The following is a 14,256-nucleotide window of genomic DNA, read 5'->3' on the forward strand; positions in this document are numbered from 1 at the left end:
TCACAGATGATCGCCTCTGGCCTCCACGGGGGAGACCATAGGGGAGGGGATACTCTATGAAGAGGTTCAGCAGATTCGCGATATTCGCCGCCGCGAGTACAGCCCTGATTTCTGGCGTCGCCGCGACGCCGGCCGCTGCCAACGAAGCTGGCATCAGCAGCACCGTCTCGGTCCATACCCGCGGAGATGGCACCCAGCCGCCTGCATTTCTGGGAGACCCTGAGGAATGGGGCGTAGTGCAGCTCACGATTGACAGCTCGGCGCGAAGCATGGCGCCGACGGTCATCGTCCCTGCCGGCGGCGGAACGTGGAGCTACGGCTATCAGGAAAGGAACGGCCTTAAGTACTGCTACTCGAACTACTACCACCGCGACGTGGAGCACAGTTCGACAGTGAAGATGGCCAACAAAACAATGAAGGACATCGAGCCGGCCGGAGAGTACACCAACGCCAACCTCACCGCCGGCTTCGCCTACAAGTGCGAAACCTTCTACGCCAAGCACTAAACGCTCAGCACAGGGTTTCTCGATTCCTACCGCCCGCGACAATACGCGAAACCGTGGGATGTCACCGTAGGCATTTCGACGCCCTGGGTTCCCGCACAATCGCCGGTACAGGAACCCAGGGCGATCGCCAACCCCCTCTACCGGTGACCCGCAGACAGGGAAACATGACGTGAATTTTCCGCGCACTCGCACCATGTCCGCACTTTTGACTCTCGGAGCGGGTGCGCTGATCGGCACGCTTGGTGCGCTCTCGGGCAAATTCGATAGCCCGATTTTTCACGTCGCGGACCTTGTGTTCTCCGGGGGATGGTCGTGGGCGTGTTTCGCCTTCCTCATCGGATACGCCCGGCAATCGAAGATAGAGTCCGCCTGGCTGGCATCTTCAGCATTGGCCATCGGCGTGGCCGTCTACTATCTACTCAAATGGCTGAGCCCCGTCGCGCCTATTGGAATGACAGCCGACGGGATGGACGGGGAAAGGATCTCGTCGGGAATTCTAGTCTGGGGAATTGCCGCTTTTCTTTTCGGCGCCCCGATGGGCCTCTTCGGGAATCTGGCGCGGATCCCCGGAATTGGCGGACTTTCGTTCCGTCTCCTTGTTCCGCTCATCGCCTATGTCGAGACATCTGCACGCCTGAAAATGGAAGTGGACACTGCGGCACAATTTGCCGAAGTGACCTGGAGCACGATTCGTGTGATCGCTGTCCTCACCGCCCTAGCTCTTGTAGGGCACATGGCGTGGGAGTGGGTGCGCTCGGCGCGGAAGCGTGAAAGCCAGGCCTGATTCAGGCTGAGGGGAAATCAACTTCCCGCCACGGCATCCATCCTGCCCACACTGGTCACAGAATCCGTGGACCATCTCGAAGGCGGACGAACCTGTTAGGGGTCTGAGCTCGCAGTGGCGTCCACCGCGGCCGGGCCCAGCGTGCTGACCCCGGTGAACCTTCCCGGTCAGAGCACTAGACGTTCTCCCTGTCACGCTTGATCTTGGTGGTTTCGCTGCCCTGGCACTTCACTACCGGGGCCGGCCGCTTGTTATTCTTTCCGATCACGCGAGCCCTCTTCCCAGGATCCTTCGACCCAGTCACTCAAGGGCACCAGGACGTTCTCCGCCGCGCCGCCCTCCTGTTCGACGAGGTCGTCGTCTGCGTGATGTTCAATTCGAACAAGACCGGCCGCTTCCCCATCACCGAACGGCTGGACCGGCTCCGCGCGGCAGCAACTGACCTGAGCAACGTCACGGTCGACTCCCACACCGGCGGCCTGCTGGTCGACTACTGCCGCCGAGTCGGAATCGACGTCGTCATCCGCGGAGTCCGCGACGTTCACGACCTGGACTACGAAATGCCGATGGCCCGCATGAACCACGAACTGGCCGGAGTCGAAACGTTCTTCACGCAGACCCCGCCCTGGGCCACATCTCCTCCACCCTCGTCACCGCGATGAGTCAACAGGACCGTATCCCGAATGATGATTTGAGCGAGCTTCTTCCAGCAGGTGAGCGCGGCAGCGAGGGTGAGGAAGGCGGCGAAGAGGTTGCCCCGGGGGTTCGGTTCGGGGATGAAGTGCTGGCGCCGGCTGCGGGACTGGAATGATCTTGCTGGAGTTGGCCTACCTCGTCGGCGCTTCGAGCTGACGGGGCACGGCGCCAGCGCGCAGCTCGCGCAGGTCCGGGATGTGGTTGTAGAGGGTGCCCGGCGAGACGCCCAGCAGCTTGGCGATCGAGGTGATCGAGCGGCCGGGGTCGGGCAGTAGATCGCGTGCGCCGCGGATGACTTCCTCGGTGGCGACGCTCGGGCGCCCGCCGACCCGGCCGCGCTCGCGGGCGGCAGCCAGGCCCTCGTTGGTGCCGATAACGATGAGTTCGCGGATGAACTCGGCGAGGGCGGCGAAGACGTGGAAGACGAGCCGGCCGCCGGGGGTGGTGGTGTCCAGGTTCTCGTGCAGCGAGGTGAAGCCGATCCCGCGCTCGCGCAGTTCGGCGACCATGTTGATGAGGTCCTGGAGGCTGCGTCCGTAGCGGTCCAGGCTCGGGACGACGAGGGTGTCGCCGGGGTCGAGGAAGGCGTGGCACGCCTTCAGTTCGGGGCGGAGCGCGTTCTTACCGGACTTCTTGTCCGCGAAGATCTTCCGGCACCCGGCACCCGGCAGCGGTGAGCGCGTCGAGCTGCCGCTCCAGCTTCTGCCCGCTGGTCGAGACTCGCGCGTATCCGATCTTGATCTCGGTGCGGACGAGTGGTTCGGCGACGAGGAGGCCCGGCTCGGCCGGTTCGAGGGCGGTCATGGCCCCGGATCATGTCAGAAAACGGCGGTTCGGGGTTGTTGAATGACCCAGGTTTTTGAAGGGGTTTTTGGAGGCTCTGCGGGGTCCGGGGGCCCCGCAGGGCGATCTTCAGAAAACGAAGGTTTCTTGACGACTCAAGGACTCGGGCGGTGCGGATGAGCTTCCGCGACGGGCGGAGCGAAGGCGCCCGGGTGCGGGTTGAGCGAGGTCGACAAGGAGAGCGCAGGAGCGAAGGCCTCAGGTGCTGGACAGCCGATTCCGAAAACCCCTTGCCCAATGGTCAAGAAACGTTGACCATTGGGTGCATGCCTACCGATGATCTTCCCGAGACGTTCCACGTCACCACTGACGAGCAGCTACGCGCCGTTTCCAATCTCACGCGTCACCGGATCATGGCCGTGCTCCGCTTCGAGCCCGCGACGATTACGCAGATCGCCGAGCGAGTGGGCCTTGCGAAGGGGAGTTCCAGCTACCACGTACGGCTGCTCGAACGGGCCGGCCTGGTGAAGGTGGTACGAACGCGGAAGGTCCGGGGGGTCACCGAGCGGTACTACGCAATGGCCGCGCGGGCGATCGTGCTGCCGGATCCGGGCGAGGGAGGGCCGGATGTGCTGATGCGGCATGCGGTGGCGGACCTGGAGGCAGCGCCGGTGGATGGCGAGCGGCACGTACGGATGGCGCATCTGCGGCTCACCGAGGAGCAGTTCGCGGAGCTGGGGGCGCGGCTGCAGGCACTGGCGGACGAGTACCGGGAGCTGTCCGATCCGTCGCTCCCGGACGCGTCACTCGTCTTCGCACTGTTCCACCCGGCACCGCGCGAGCAGGCCGAAGGGGACGCCAAGTGACCTCAGACGTTCGGAAGTTGCCGACCGGGTTCGGACGGCTGTGGACTGCGCAGACGGTGTCCTCGCTCGGTGACGGGGTGTCGCATGCCGCGCTGCCGCTGCTCGCGTTGACGTTGACGCGGGATCCGATGGCGCTCGCCGTCGTCACGGCCGCCGGAACGCTGCCGTGGCTGCTCTTCGGGGTGCTCGGCGGTGCGCTGGTGGACCGCTGGGACCGTCGGCGCACGATGTGGGTCACGGACGCGGCGCGTGCGGTGCTGCTCGCGATACCGGCGGCAGCGGCCGCGCTCGACGTGCTGAGCATTCCACTGCTCGCGGCCGTCGCCTTCCTGCTCGGCCTCGGCGGACTCTTCTTCGACACGGCCGCCACGGCCTATCTGCCGGATCTGCTCGGCCGCGACCCCGCGCTCCTGGAGCGCGCCAACTCCCGCCTGCGCGGCACCCAGACCGCCGCGTCCGGCTTCGCGGGGCCGCCTGCGGGCAGCGCCCTGCTCGCGCTCGGGCGGGCGGTTCCGCTGCTCGCCGACGCGGTGTCGTTCGCGCTCTCCGCACTGCTCGTACGGTCGCTGCCTGCCGCACCCCGGCCCGTACCGCAGGCCCGTGAGTCGCTGCTTCGGCAGGCGCGGGCCGGCGCCTCGTACGTATTCCAGGATCAGTTGCTGCTCGGGCTCGCGCTGCGTCCGGCGGTCGGGAACATCGCCTTCCTCGCCGTGGAGACCGTACTCGCCCTCTTCGCGCACGACCGTCTCGGCATCGACACCTTCGGCTTCGGCCTGCTCCTCACGGCGGAGGCCACCGGCGGTCTGCTCGGCGCGGGCATCGCCTCCTTCCTCGGCCGACGACTCGGCACCGGCACCGCACTGACCTGCACGGCCGCAGTCGAGGGACTCGCCATCCTGGGCCTTGCCGCCGCCCCGAACCCGTACGTCGCCGGCCTCGCGCTCGCCGTCTGCGGAGCGGGCATGGGCGCCACGATGGTGCTCGGCCCCTCCCTCCGACAGGCGATCGTCCCCGCCCACCTGATGGGCCGGGCCGCCTCCACCTCCCGCATGCTCGCCATGTGCGCCGCCCCGTTCGGCGCCTTCCTCGGCGGCTGGCTGGCCACCACCTACGACGTACGCACCCCGCTCTACACCGCCGCCGGCCTCCTCCTCACCATGACCGCCGTCACGTCGACCATGACCAGCAACCGCCGGGTCGAGGCGGCGCTGCGTGCCGCCGCCCCGGCCGATGATCCAGATCACCCGGAATCCTGGGATCCCGTTCAGGAGGGTGCCATTTAGGGCTCCGCGAGGTCGTTGAGCCAGTGCTAAGCCCAGCTCGCCGTTCCTCGCCTCGGCCCCGGAGCGTCGGACGCCTGGCCTTCACGGGATGCAACGAGTGGCCCAGCGGGCCGGGTGCGCTGCCGTCAATCCTCGTCGTCCTCGACAGCCTCCGGGTCCCGGAAGGGGCGCAGGCCGTGGCCGGGTCCGCTGGCCTTGATGTTGAACAGGTAGCGGCACAGGAAGTTGATGTGCCGGTCCTTGAGCGGGGAGAGGCGGGCCACGTCCTCGTCGCTGATGTCGTGGCCCTCGGCGCGGAGCTGGGCGACGGCGGCGTCCAGGTAGCGGGTGTTCCACAGGACGACGGCGTTGAGGACCGGACCGAGGGCGGCGAGCTGGTCCTCCTGGCCCTCGCGGTACGCAACGGCCGATCAGTGCTCTGAGGCGAGCTAGTGCCGTGGCCGGCCAGGCGACGGGCCTGGGCCAGGAGCGCGCCGTTCGGGGCCAGCGCCCCGGGATCGCCCGGACCGCGCCTGTATGCCGGGTGGGCAGTTCGTCGAGGTACTCAGGACCTGCACCCCCATCGAACGCACACTGCGGGCTCACTACCTGGTCCGCGTGCGTGAAACGCCGGGCAGGGGTACTGGTGGATACATGACACGAATACGGAAACTGGGACATAAGGATCGGACGTCTGGTGACGATGGTACTCATCAGCGAGGACACCCGGAGGTTGAGCGTGGGTCGCACGGCACGCCGCGTGAGAGTGGGGAGCGGGATACAAGGTACGGCCCGGAGCCGGAGGTGGAGCGACGGGCGCCGGACGCTCCGACGGGGCTGGGCAAGAAGTCGTGGTGGGCGGTGCTGCGCCGGACGATGAAGGAGTTCAAGAGGGACGAGCTCACCGACCGCGCGGCGGCGCTGACCTACTACGCGATCCTGGCGCTGTTCCCGGCGCTGCTGGTGCTGGTCTCGCTGCTCGGGCTCGTCGGCAGGTCCACGACGGACAAGGTGCTGAGCAATCTCACCAAGTTCACCCCCGGTTCTGCCCGTGACGTGATCACGAATGCGGTGCAGCAGTTGCAGGGCAACGCCGGGATCGGCTCGGTGATGGCGATCGTCGGCCTGGTGCTGGCGGTGTGGTCGGCCTCCGGCTACGTCGCGGCGTTCATCCGTACCGCCAACGCCGTCTACGACATGCCCGAGGGTCGGCCGATGTGGAAGGTGCTGCCGGTCCGCGTCGGTGTCACCGTGGTGCTGATGATTCTGGCGGTGGTCAGCGCGCTGATCGTGGTGTTCACCGGTCCTCTTGCCCGCCAGGCCGGCACCGCGCTGGGCATCGGGGACACTGCACTGACGGTGTGGTCGATCGCGAAGTGGCCGGTGCTCGTGGTGCTCGTCACCATCATGATCGCGATTCTGTACTGGGCGACGCCGAACGCCAAGGTCCGGGGCTTTCGCTGGGTCACCCCGGGCAGCTTCCTGGCGCTGCTGATCTGGATGATCGCCTCGGCCGGGTTGGCCCTCTACGTGGCGAATTTCGCCTCGTACAACAAGACCTACGGCACGTTCGCCGGGATCATCGTCTTCCTGGTGTGGCTGTGGATCACCAACCTGGCGATCCTCCTCGGCCTGGAATTCGACGCCGAGACCTCCCGCCAGCGGGTCATCGTCGGCGGCCACCCCGAGCAGGAGGAGCCGTACGTCGAACCGCGCGACACCCGCAAGTGGGACGAGCAGGACAAACAGCGCCTGAAAGGCCAGGACTAAGTGGAGCACACGGTGGTCCCGGTCATGGTGTGAGGATCACGGGTACGGGAAAACGGCAGGTCATGAGAGTGCTGGCGGGTCTGCGCGACGGTGAGCGGCGGCTGACGAAGCGGATGGCGTCGTGGGACTCCGCGTGGGCGCGGCGGGTGCTGCCCGCGGCGGAGGAGGCGGCCGAGCACACCAAGCTGTGGTGCGGTGCGGCGCTGGCCTTGGGCGCGCTGGGCGGCTGGCGGGGCCGGAAGGCCGCGGTGGCGGGTCTGGCGGGCATGGCCGTTGCGGAGACGCTCTCCAACGCGGTGGTCAAACCGTTGTGTGACCGGCGCCGGCCGCCGAAGGAATGGTTCGAGGATCAGGATGTCGATGACCGCCCCGACAGCTCCTCTTTCCCGTCCGGGCATACCGCCGCGGCCGTTGGCTTCACCACCGCGATCGCGCCCATCTGGCCGTGGGCGGGTGCCGTCTGCGCCGTGCCGACGGTGACGGTCGCCGCCGAGCGGGTGCACAGCGGCGCCCACTACCCCTCGGATGTCGTTACCGGGGTGGTGATCGGTCTGGCCGCGGCCGGGCTCGTACGGGCCGCGCCCCGGCTCCTGCTGCGCCACCTGCGGTGAAAAGCGGCGCGCCGGGCCGAGTGGACCCAGGCCAGGCCGGGTAGCCGCGCACTGACAGGGACAACAGATGACCGCTTTGTGAGGCAACGGGCAGGTGAACGAGCATGGCCACCGTCGATCCGAACGGCAGCGCCCGCAACAGCGGGCGGCAGTCCCGCTCCGAGGAATCAGTGAGCGAGCTGGTGCAGCAGGCTTCACAGCAGTTGTCCCAGCTGGTGCGTGACGAGATGCGCCTCGCACGGGCGGAGATGGCGCAAAAGGGCAAGCGATATGGGCGCGGCGGCGGTCTGTTCGGCGGCGCGGGCCTGTTCGGGGTGCTGACCCTGCAAGCTCTGGCGGCCACCGCGATCGCCGCACTGTCCCTGACCCTGGACGTGTGGCTGGCGGCGCTGATCATCACCGCACTGCTCGCCGGGATCACCACCGTCATGGCCGCAACCGGCAAGAAGGAGATCGACAAGGCCGGATCTCCCGCGCCACAGGAAACCGTGGACAGCGTGAAGGCCGACATGAACGAGATCAAGGAGAGGGCGAAGCGATGACCCAGTCCCAGGACAAGCCACAGGGCACCGACGCCCAAGCACCCGAGGAACTGCGCGAACAGGTCGAGCAGGCCCGCCAGGAACTGGGAGAGACGGTCGAGGCGCTGGCCGCGAAAACCGACATCAAGGCCAAGGCGCAACAGAAGACCGCCGCCGTGAAGGAACAGGCGGGCCACGCGGCGACCCAAGCGCGGGACAAGGCCGCCCACGCCGGGCAGACCATGTGGGAGAAGACCCCCGAGCCCGTGCGGGAGAAGGCCAGCCAGACGGCCGCGCAGGTCCGCGACAAGGCCACTCACGCCGGGCATCTGATGCAGGACAAGGCCCCCGAACCCCTGAGGCAGAAGGCCGACCAGGTCGCCCGCGTGGCGCGGGAGAACCGCACCGCGCTGCTCGCCGCCGCGGCCGGGCTGCTGGCCCTGGCGCTGATGCGCCGTCGCAGGAAGGGACGCCGATGAAAGCCGCCAAGGTCGCCTACAAGCCGGTCGGCCTGGCCCTCGGCGCCGGCAGCGGCATGATCTCCGGAGCCCTGTTCAAGCAGGCATGGAAGAAACTCGGCCACGACGAAGACGCCCCCGACGCCACCGACGAGGAACGCACCTGGCGCGAGGTCCTGCTCGCCGCCGCCGTGCAGGGCGCCATCTTCGCGGCCGTCAAAGCCGCGGTCGACCGCTCCGGCGCCACCGCCACCCGCCGCCTGACCGGAACCTAGCCCGGCTGACGCCGGCCCGAGCCGTTACATCGCTGCTGACGAAGGGAGCGACGGATGGCACCTGGCCGTGGCCCGTACGCCGTGAGCGCGGCGGCGTCACCGTCTGCGTCCTGCTGGCACGCTGGTCGGCGACCTCCGCCTTCCGGCGCTGGCGCGCCATTACGGCCCGCCTGCCGTGGCGCCGCACAGCCTGCCCGCCCTCACCGCCCGGGGCCGGGCGGGACGCCGCGCTACACACCCTGCCGCTGGAGGGCAACCAGGACCTACGCGAGACCGAGGCCCAGCTCCAGCAGTACCCACGGCCGTATGGCACGGTGCCGCGCCGCCTGATCATTGCCGAGGGAGGCCGATATGGCACTGGCATGGTGAAGTGGTTCAACGCGGAGAAGGGATCCGGGTTCATCGAGCAGGACGGCGGTGGCCCCGAGGTGTTCGTCCACTACTCGGCTATCGCCGGCGGCGGTTACCGGGAGCTGCGTGAGGGCCAGGAGGTCCTTTTTGACGTGGCGCAAGGGCAGAGAGGGCCGCAGGCCGAGAACGTCACGTCAGCTTGACGCATCTCCTGGTCTGGCAGTCTTCACGGCGCGGGTGAGGGGTTCGAGGTCTCCGTAGAGGGCGGCGTGCAGCGCGGCGGCCAGTTCGCGGGCCCGCTGCTCGCCCTCCACGTCGTACAGCACGAAGTAGACCGGCCCTGCGGAGGAGTCCGGGCGGTTCTCGCGGGTGCGGATCAGGTGGATGACCGCGGCCCGGACGGCGTCGTACACCGCGTCATCGACGACGTGCGGGGCAACGGTGAGCGTGTCGGCCACGACCGTCCACCGCCCGACCTGGCGTTCAACGGCGATGGATACGGCGTGCTGCTGCTTGGCCTGCTTGTAGGCGGCGTTGAAGGCGTCGATCCGAGCCCGACGTCTCGCTCCGGGGGCTGGGCGACGTGTGCGTCGAGGTCTGGGACGACGAGCAGCCCGTGCAGTGGTGGACTCTCGCCGATGCGGTTGTGGTGGCCCATCAGCCCCACCCAGCCGACCCGGCACGCTACGGAAGACACACGTGACCTCGAACCAGCTCCTCGACGCCCGCACCCCGCACATCGCGCCAACCCCTCCCTCTCAAGGGCGGGCCGCAGCCCGGCGCACCCGCCTGGCGCGCAAACGGTCGCTGGCCGCCCGCTACGTCGGCTCCTTTGTCGGCGCCGGCCTCAACAGCGGCGCCGTCGTCCACCACCCCGCTCGACCCCGACCGCTACGCCCGCATCGCCCTCTACGGCGCCCTGGTCTTCCTCGCCGCCACTATCCTTTTGCCGCGAGCTGCACGTCGAGGGCACGCTCAACGACGCCATCACGCTCCTAGAAGGCGACGGCAGGATCGGGGCTGCTGATCCCCATGAGCGGGCCCAACCGCAAGTCGCGCCCAGCGACGTCAGGACGTCACCCAGACGCCGGGCTGTCCAGGACCAAGACCATCCAGCTCGCGGCAGCTGGGCGCACACCCGGCTCGCCACCCCGAGGGGGTAGCCGTCCCGCGGGCGCCGCCCACTGCAGAAGCGGCACCTCAGCCCGGCTGCCCGGCGACGGCAGCCGAGAGGTCCCGGCCGTGGGTGGTCACCAGACGGGCGCTGCCGTCCGCGAGCCGGTAGGACAGGCCCACGACCGCGGTCCGCCCGGCGGAGACCTGGTCTGCCAGAACGCGCGAGCGGTCCATGAGCAGGTCGACGGTGTGCCGTATGTGCTCGTCCACGATGTCGTCGCCCGACGTGAGGCCGGCGGCGCGGGCGGCCAGGACACTGGGGGTAACGCGCTCGATCACATCCCGGATGAACCCACTCGCCGTCACCCCGTCCTCGAGCGCGGTCCTCGTGGCGGCCACCGCGCCGCACGAGTCGTGCCCGAGTACCACGACCAAGGGGGCCCCGAGGACGCTCACACCGTACTCGATGCTGCCCAGCACCTCCGGGCCGGCCACATGGCCGGCCGTACGGACCACGAACAGGTCGCCGAGGCCTTGATCGAAGATGATCTCCGCGGCAAGGCGGGAGTCGGAGCAGCCGAACAGCACGGCGAACGGGCGCTGCAGCGGAGCGGTCTCGGCGCGCCGCGCGGCGTCCTGGTTGGGGTGCTGCGGCGTACCAGCAACGAACCGCTTGTTGCCGACCAGTAGCGTCCGCAGCGCGGCGGACGGGGTGAGGGAAGCGTCGCTCATGGCCGCAGACTACGTCCCTCCCACGGACGGCGTACCACGGGGCCCTGCAACAGGGTGGCCCCGCTCCCGCGTCCCGAGGCGCCGCATCGCCCGTCGCACGCCTTGACGATCGCGGGTACGGCACCGTCGGCTCGTATGAGCGCGCATCCGAGATGGCAGGACACCGGACTCACCGGAGTGCAGGTCCGCCGCGAAGGCCAGGCCGTCCGGGCGATCCGCCTCGGTGCACGACGTGCGAGAGCCGCTGCCGCTGGCAGACGCGTCGGTGGACGCGGTCTTCGCACACATGCTGCTGTGCATGGCCCTGTCCACGAAGGAGATCCACGCCCCGACGGGCGAGGTCCGCCGGGTACTGAGGCCGGGAGGGGTGTTCGTGTACACGGTCCGGCACACCGGCGATGCCCACTACGGCACCGGTAGGGCGTACGGCAATGGCGACGACATCTACGAGCACGGCGGCTTCGCCGTGCACTTCTTCCCACCCGACTTGGTGGACTCGCTCGCCCACGGGTGAACGCTGGAGGAGGTCCACGCGTTGAAGGAAGGCGATCTGCCCCGTCGCCTGTGGCGCGTTACCCAGACCCTGCCCCAGTAACCACGCCGCTGGCACCCGCGGCAGTAACCCTGTCCGTTCACAAGGAGGGCTGGCAGCACTACGTGGCCCAGCTCGCGACCCGCGCCGAAGCGGCGACCCGGCTCCGATGCCTGGATGGGGCAGCCCGACCAGTGCCCGCCCCAGAAGGCGGCGTCCCGCAGAGTTCGCCGCCAGGCATGTTTCCGGGCGTAGCACGGGGCCCAGACCCGAGCGCGGCCGCCTGGCTTCGGCAGGCCTCGCGGCAGCCGTGCCTCAGCGCGCAACCGTGGCGGCGACCCGCGACCAGCGGCGTTCGCTGGCCGGCACATCTCGGTGACACGACAAGTGACCGCCGGTAGATAAGGGGGCCGGTCGACGGAGCGCCGGTCCCCTCCACCCTGCGAACACGGTCCGGCCGGCGGCTTGCAGCGGCGGCTTCGCATCGGGCCCGCAGGGTGGCCGGATCCACACGGGTCGGCCCGCTGGTTGTGGGTGCCGCCGCCATAGGAGGAGGGGTCATGCGGCCGTAACCTCCCGGAAACCACGCCCTTCGAGCCCCCCATGGAGAGTTCATGAGGTCGTCACCCACTGCCCGGTTCCGCCGATTCGCAGCCGTCCTGCTGCTCGCGGGCGCGGCCCTGCTCGCGCCGGCGTCTCCAGCGGCCGCGGCCGCCCCCGTGGACGGTGAGATCAAGCCGTACACCATCGACGCCGTGTACAGCGCCGGGGTCTCTTCCGGGGGTTACATGGCCACCCAGCTCCACGTGGCCTATTCCGGTACGTTCAGCGGCTCCGCCGCGTTCGCCTCCGGCCCGTACTACTGTGCGCAGAACGACCTCAACAAGGCTCTCAACGCCTGTATGAACACCTCCCAGGATCTTCAGGCGAACACACTGGAGCAGACCGCCCGGGACTGGGCCGCCCAGGGCCTGATCGACCCGCTGGCCAACCTGTCCAGCGATCCCGTATACGCCTTCAGCGGCTCCAACGACTCGACCGTCAAGCGTCTGGTGGCGGACGCGCTGGCCGATTCCTACGGACGCTTCGGCTCGCAGGTGCTCTACAACAAGAGCACGACCGCCGGCCATGCCTGGATCAGCCCGCTGGGCCCCAACTCCTGTACCGTGACGCAGAAGCCCTGGGTCAACAACTGCGGCATCGACGCCGAACGGGACCTCCTCACCCACCTGCTGGGGTCGGTCAGCACGCCGAGCGGCAGCCCCGGCGGCACCCTGACCCGGTTCGACCAGAACGCCTACGTCCCGGGCGGGAACGCAGCAGCCATCTCCATGAGCGACAAGGGCTTCTACTACACCCCGAAGGCTTGCGCGGACGGAGCCGTCTGCAAGCTGGTGGTGGCGCTGCACGGATGCAAGCAGGGCTACGCGTACCAGGGCTTCGGCACCCAGTTCATCGACAACGCCTACCTCAACGAGTACGCCGACACCAACCAGCTGATCGTGCTCTACCCGCAGGCCATCGCCACCACCACCCTGGACAACCCCAACGGCTGCTGGAACTGGTGGGGCTACCTCGGCGACTCCGCCTACGCCCGGCACGGCGGCAAGCAGATCGAGACGATCATGGCGATGGTCCATGGTCTCAGCGGCGGGACTCCGCCGCCCGCCAAGAACGCGGTGACCATCGGGAGCACCGACGCCCAGGACGGCTACCTCAAGGCCGCCGCGGACGAATCGGGCGCTGTCGTCGGCACGCTGGAGGACTCTTACGGCCTGGCGGTCGGCCGCGGCAGCGACGGCAAGTTCAACCGGACCGTGCTCTCCTTCGACACCTCGCAGATTCCCGCAGGCAAGGAGATCACCCGCGCCTACGTGACCGTCACCCGTAGCAGCAGCTCCGGTGACCCCTGGTCCAGCCCGCCCGGCAATCGCCTGCTCGTGGACACGCAAAGAGGGTGCTTCGGCGGCTGCGCCGTGGAGACCACCGACTGGGCCGCCACCCCCACCGTGGCAGGCGCCGCCGAGATCGCCTCGTTCTCCTCGGGCAGCAAGGCGTCCACGGACCTGTCGGCAGGGGGGCTGTACGCGATCAACCGCACCGGCACCACTCAGCTCCGGCTCCGCTTCGAGGGAAGCCAGATCTCGACGGCCTACCTCTTCGTCAACAAGGACACGCAGGCGACCCTCACGGTCGAGTACCGGTAACACCTCGGCCGGGCCGCCCCCTCCGCGAATTCCGCGCGCTCGTAGGGGCGGCCACGGGTACCCGAACTCCGCCGAGGGCCGGGGCCGCATAGGCGGAGATCGCCCAGCCGCCGCCTGATGCCGCGTGCCGCCTCGCGGCCCCGGCTCTGATCAGCTACTCAGCGCTCGCGGCGTCGACGTGTCCGGCTATCCGTCGGACAGCAGCCGGCCGAAGACCTGCTCACCCAGGTCCTGTGCGCGCCGCCTGCCGATGATCTCGCCTCGCATAGCGGGGTGCCGGCCCGCCCAGGTGTGGGCGGAATCCGGACCGGCGAAGAAGTTCAGCGCGTCGCAGCAGTCCAGGGCGGCAGTGCCGTAGCACCCGCGACGGCCGACAAAGACGACGGCCGCGGCCGGCTCCCAGTCGGCGGCCGAGCCCGTGACGGTGACCCTGACACGCTCCCCGGTCTCCGGGTCCGCGGACGAGATAACCGCGTCCTTCCCGAGCATCGCGGGGATACGCGGCGATCAGGCGCGACCACCGCAGCGGCATGAAGATCCGAGAGATCGAGCGCAAGTGCAACGTGTTGTGGCGGACCGTCCGCAAGGCCGTGGACTCGGTCTGCCCGGAGCCGCGGAAGCAGTTGTCGCCACGGCCGACCGCGCTGGACCCGTACAAGCCGTTCATCGACGAGATGTTGCGGACGGACCTGGACGCGCCGCGCAAACAGCGGCAGACGATCACACGGATCTTCCACCGCTTGCGGCCGATGCTGTGACGGACGTACAGAAATGGTGCACTCCCGG

17 protein-coding genes and 2 pseudogenes are annotated in these 14,256 nt (G+C 68.8%); 14 read left to right on the top strand and 5 right to left on the bottom strand.

The features are described from left to right. The first annotated feature begins 56 nt into the window (after positions 1–56). From J7I97_RS12370 to coaD, 3 genes are all read left to right on the top strand, one after another. A complete protein-coding gene (locus J7I97_RS12370; protein ID WP_214933821.1) occupies positions 57–506 on the top strand; it encodes a lactococcin 972 family bacteriocin in 450 nt (149 codons plus the stop codon). 193 nt (positions 507–699) lie between these two features. Further along, entirely contained in the window at positions 700–1,290 is a 591-nt protein-coding gene (locus tag J7I97_RS12375; RefSeq protein WP_214933822.1) for a hypothetical protein, read from the top strand. 206 nt (positions 1,291–1,496) lie between these two features. After that, positions 1,497–1,952 (top strand): pantetheine-phosphate adenylyltransferase, encoded by a 456-nt coding sequence (gene coaD / locus J7I97_RS12380; protein WP_214933823.1) that lies wholly within the window; start codon positions 1,497–1,499, stop codon positions 1,950–1,952. Positions 1,953–2,117: 165 nt separating this feature from the next. Here the strand turns inward: coaD and J7I97_RS12385 are convergent. Next, positions 2,118–2,790 (bottom strand): annotated as a pseudogene (locus J7I97_RS12385) (recombinase family protein). A 305-nt stretch (positions 2,791–3,095) separates the two neighbouring features. Between J7I97_RS12385 and J7I97_RS12390 the strand changes: the two are divergent. Further along, complete coding sequence (locus J7I97_RS12390) at positions 3,096–3,635, top strand: transcriptional regulator (RefSeq protein ID WP_214933824.1); 540 nt, start codon at positions 3,096–3,098, stop codon at positions 3,633–3,635. Next, positions 3,632–4,918 carry an MFS transporter gene (locus tag J7I97_RS12395; RefSeq protein ID WP_214933826.1) on the top strand — a complete coding sequence of 429 codons (1,287 nt, stop codon included), beginning with the start codon at positions 3,632–3,634 and terminating at the stop codon, positions 4,916–4,918. Before J7I97_RS12390 ends, J7I97_RS12395 begins: the two co-directional genes overlap by 4 nt. A gap of 125 nt (positions 4,919–5,043) precedes the next feature. On the opposite strand, the pseudogene J7I97_RS12400 reads toward J7I97_RS12395, so the two are convergent. Then, positions 5,044–5,316, bottom strand: a pseudogene (locus J7I97_RS12400) (Tn3 family transposase); the annotation flags it as partial. A 235-nt stretch (positions 5,317–5,551) separates the two neighbouring features. Here J7I97_RS12400 and J7I97_RS12405 point away from each other — a divergent pair. From J7I97_RS12405 to J7I97_RS12430, 6 genes are all read left to right on the top strand, one after another. After that, a complete protein-coding gene (locus tag J7I97_RS12405) occupies positions 5,552–6,667 on the top strand; it encodes a YihY/virulence factor BrkB family protein (protein WP_214933828.1) in 1,116 nt (371 codons plus the stop codon). Between the two features lie 62 nt (positions 6,668–6,729). Further along, positions 6,730–7,278, top strand: coding sequence for a phosphatase PAP2 family protein (locus tag J7I97_RS12410; protein ID WP_214933830.1), 549 nt, complete (start codon positions 6,730–6,732; stop codon positions 7,276–7,278). 104 nt (positions 7,279–7,382) lie between these two features. Beyond that, positions 7,383–7,820 (top strand): phage holin family protein, encoded by a 438-nt coding sequence (locus tag J7I97_RS12415; protein WP_214933832.1) that lies wholly within the window; start codon positions 7,383–7,385, stop codon positions 7,818–7,820. Continuing rightward, entirely contained in the window at positions 7,817–8,278 is a 462-nt protein-coding gene (locus J7I97_RS12420; protein ID WP_214933834.1) for a DUF3618 domain-containing protein, read from the top strand. Before J7I97_RS12415 ends, J7I97_RS12420 begins: the two co-directional genes overlap by 4 nt. Further along, complete coding sequence (locus J7I97_RS12425; protein WP_214933836.1) at positions 8,275–8,532, top strand: DUF4235 domain-containing protein; 258 nt, start codon at positions 8,275–8,277, stop codon at positions 8,530–8,532. Before J7I97_RS12420 ends, J7I97_RS12425 begins: the two co-directional genes overlap by 4 nt. 362 nt (positions 8,533–8,894) lie before the next feature. Then, on the top strand, positions 8,895–9,086 hold the full coding sequence (locus tag J7I97_RS12430) for a cold-shock protein (RefSeq protein ID WP_214933838.1): 192 nt from the start codon (positions 8,895–8,897) through the stop codon (positions 9,084–9,086). On the opposite strand, the gene J7I97_RS12435 is transcribed toward J7I97_RS12430, so the two are convergent. Both J7I97_RS12435 and J7I97_RS12440 read right to left on the bottom strand, forming a co-directional pair. After that, complete coding sequence (locus J7I97_RS12435; protein ID WP_251058733.1) at positions 9,078–9,341, bottom strand: hypothetical protein; 264 nt, start codon at positions 9,339–9,341, stop codon at positions 9,078–9,080. The genes J7I97_RS12430 and J7I97_RS12435 overlap by 9 nt on opposite strands. A gap of 742 nt (positions 9,342–10,083) precedes the next feature. Further along, on the bottom strand, positions 10,084–10,731 hold the full coding sequence (locus J7I97_RS12440) for a carbonic anhydrase (RefSeq protein ID WP_214933840.1): 648 nt from the start codon (positions 10,729–10,731) through the stop codon (positions 10,084–10,086). Positions 10,732–10,876: 145 nt separating this feature from the next. Here J7I97_RS12440 and J7I97_RS12445 point away from each other — a divergent pair, with 145 nt between their 5' ends. Then, positions 10,877–11,245: a methyltransferase domain-containing protein gene (locus J7I97_RS12445; protein WP_374103576.1), complete on the top strand. Its 369-nt coding sequence runs from the start codon at positions 10,877–10,879 to the stop codon at positions 11,243–11,245. 632 nt (positions 11,246–11,877) lie between these two features. Beyond that, a complete protein-coding gene (locus J7I97_RS12450) occupies positions 11,878–13,470 on the top strand; it encodes a PHB depolymerase family esterase (RefSeq protein ID WP_214933842.1) in 1,593 nt (530 codons plus the stop codon). Between the two features lie 186 nt (positions 13,471–13,656). On the opposite strand, the gene merB is transcribed toward J7I97_RS12450, so the two are convergent. Further along, positions 13,657–13,959 carry an organomercurial lyase gene (gene merB / locus J7I97_RS12455; RefSeq protein WP_214933844.1) on the bottom strand — a complete coding sequence of 101 codons (303 nt, stop codon included), beginning with the start codon at positions 13,957–13,959 and terminating at the stop codon, positions 13,657–13,659. A 41-nt stretch (positions 13,960–14,000) separates the two neighbouring features. On the opposite strand from merB, the gene J7I97_RS12460 reads away from it, so the two are divergent. Further along, the gene (locus J7I97_RS12460; protein ID WP_251058734.1) at positions 14,001–14,228 is read left to right on the top strand and encodes a hypothetical protein; all 228 of its coding nucleotides are present in this window, start codon (positions 14,001–14,003) and stop codon (positions 14,226–14,228) included. Positions 14,229–14,256 lie beyond the last annotated feature (28 nt).

This window comes from Streptomyces sp. ISL-87 (assembly GCF_018614095.1).
Taxonomy (GTDB): Bacteria; Actinomycetota; Actinomycetes; order Streptomycetales; family Streptomycetaceae; genus Streptomyces.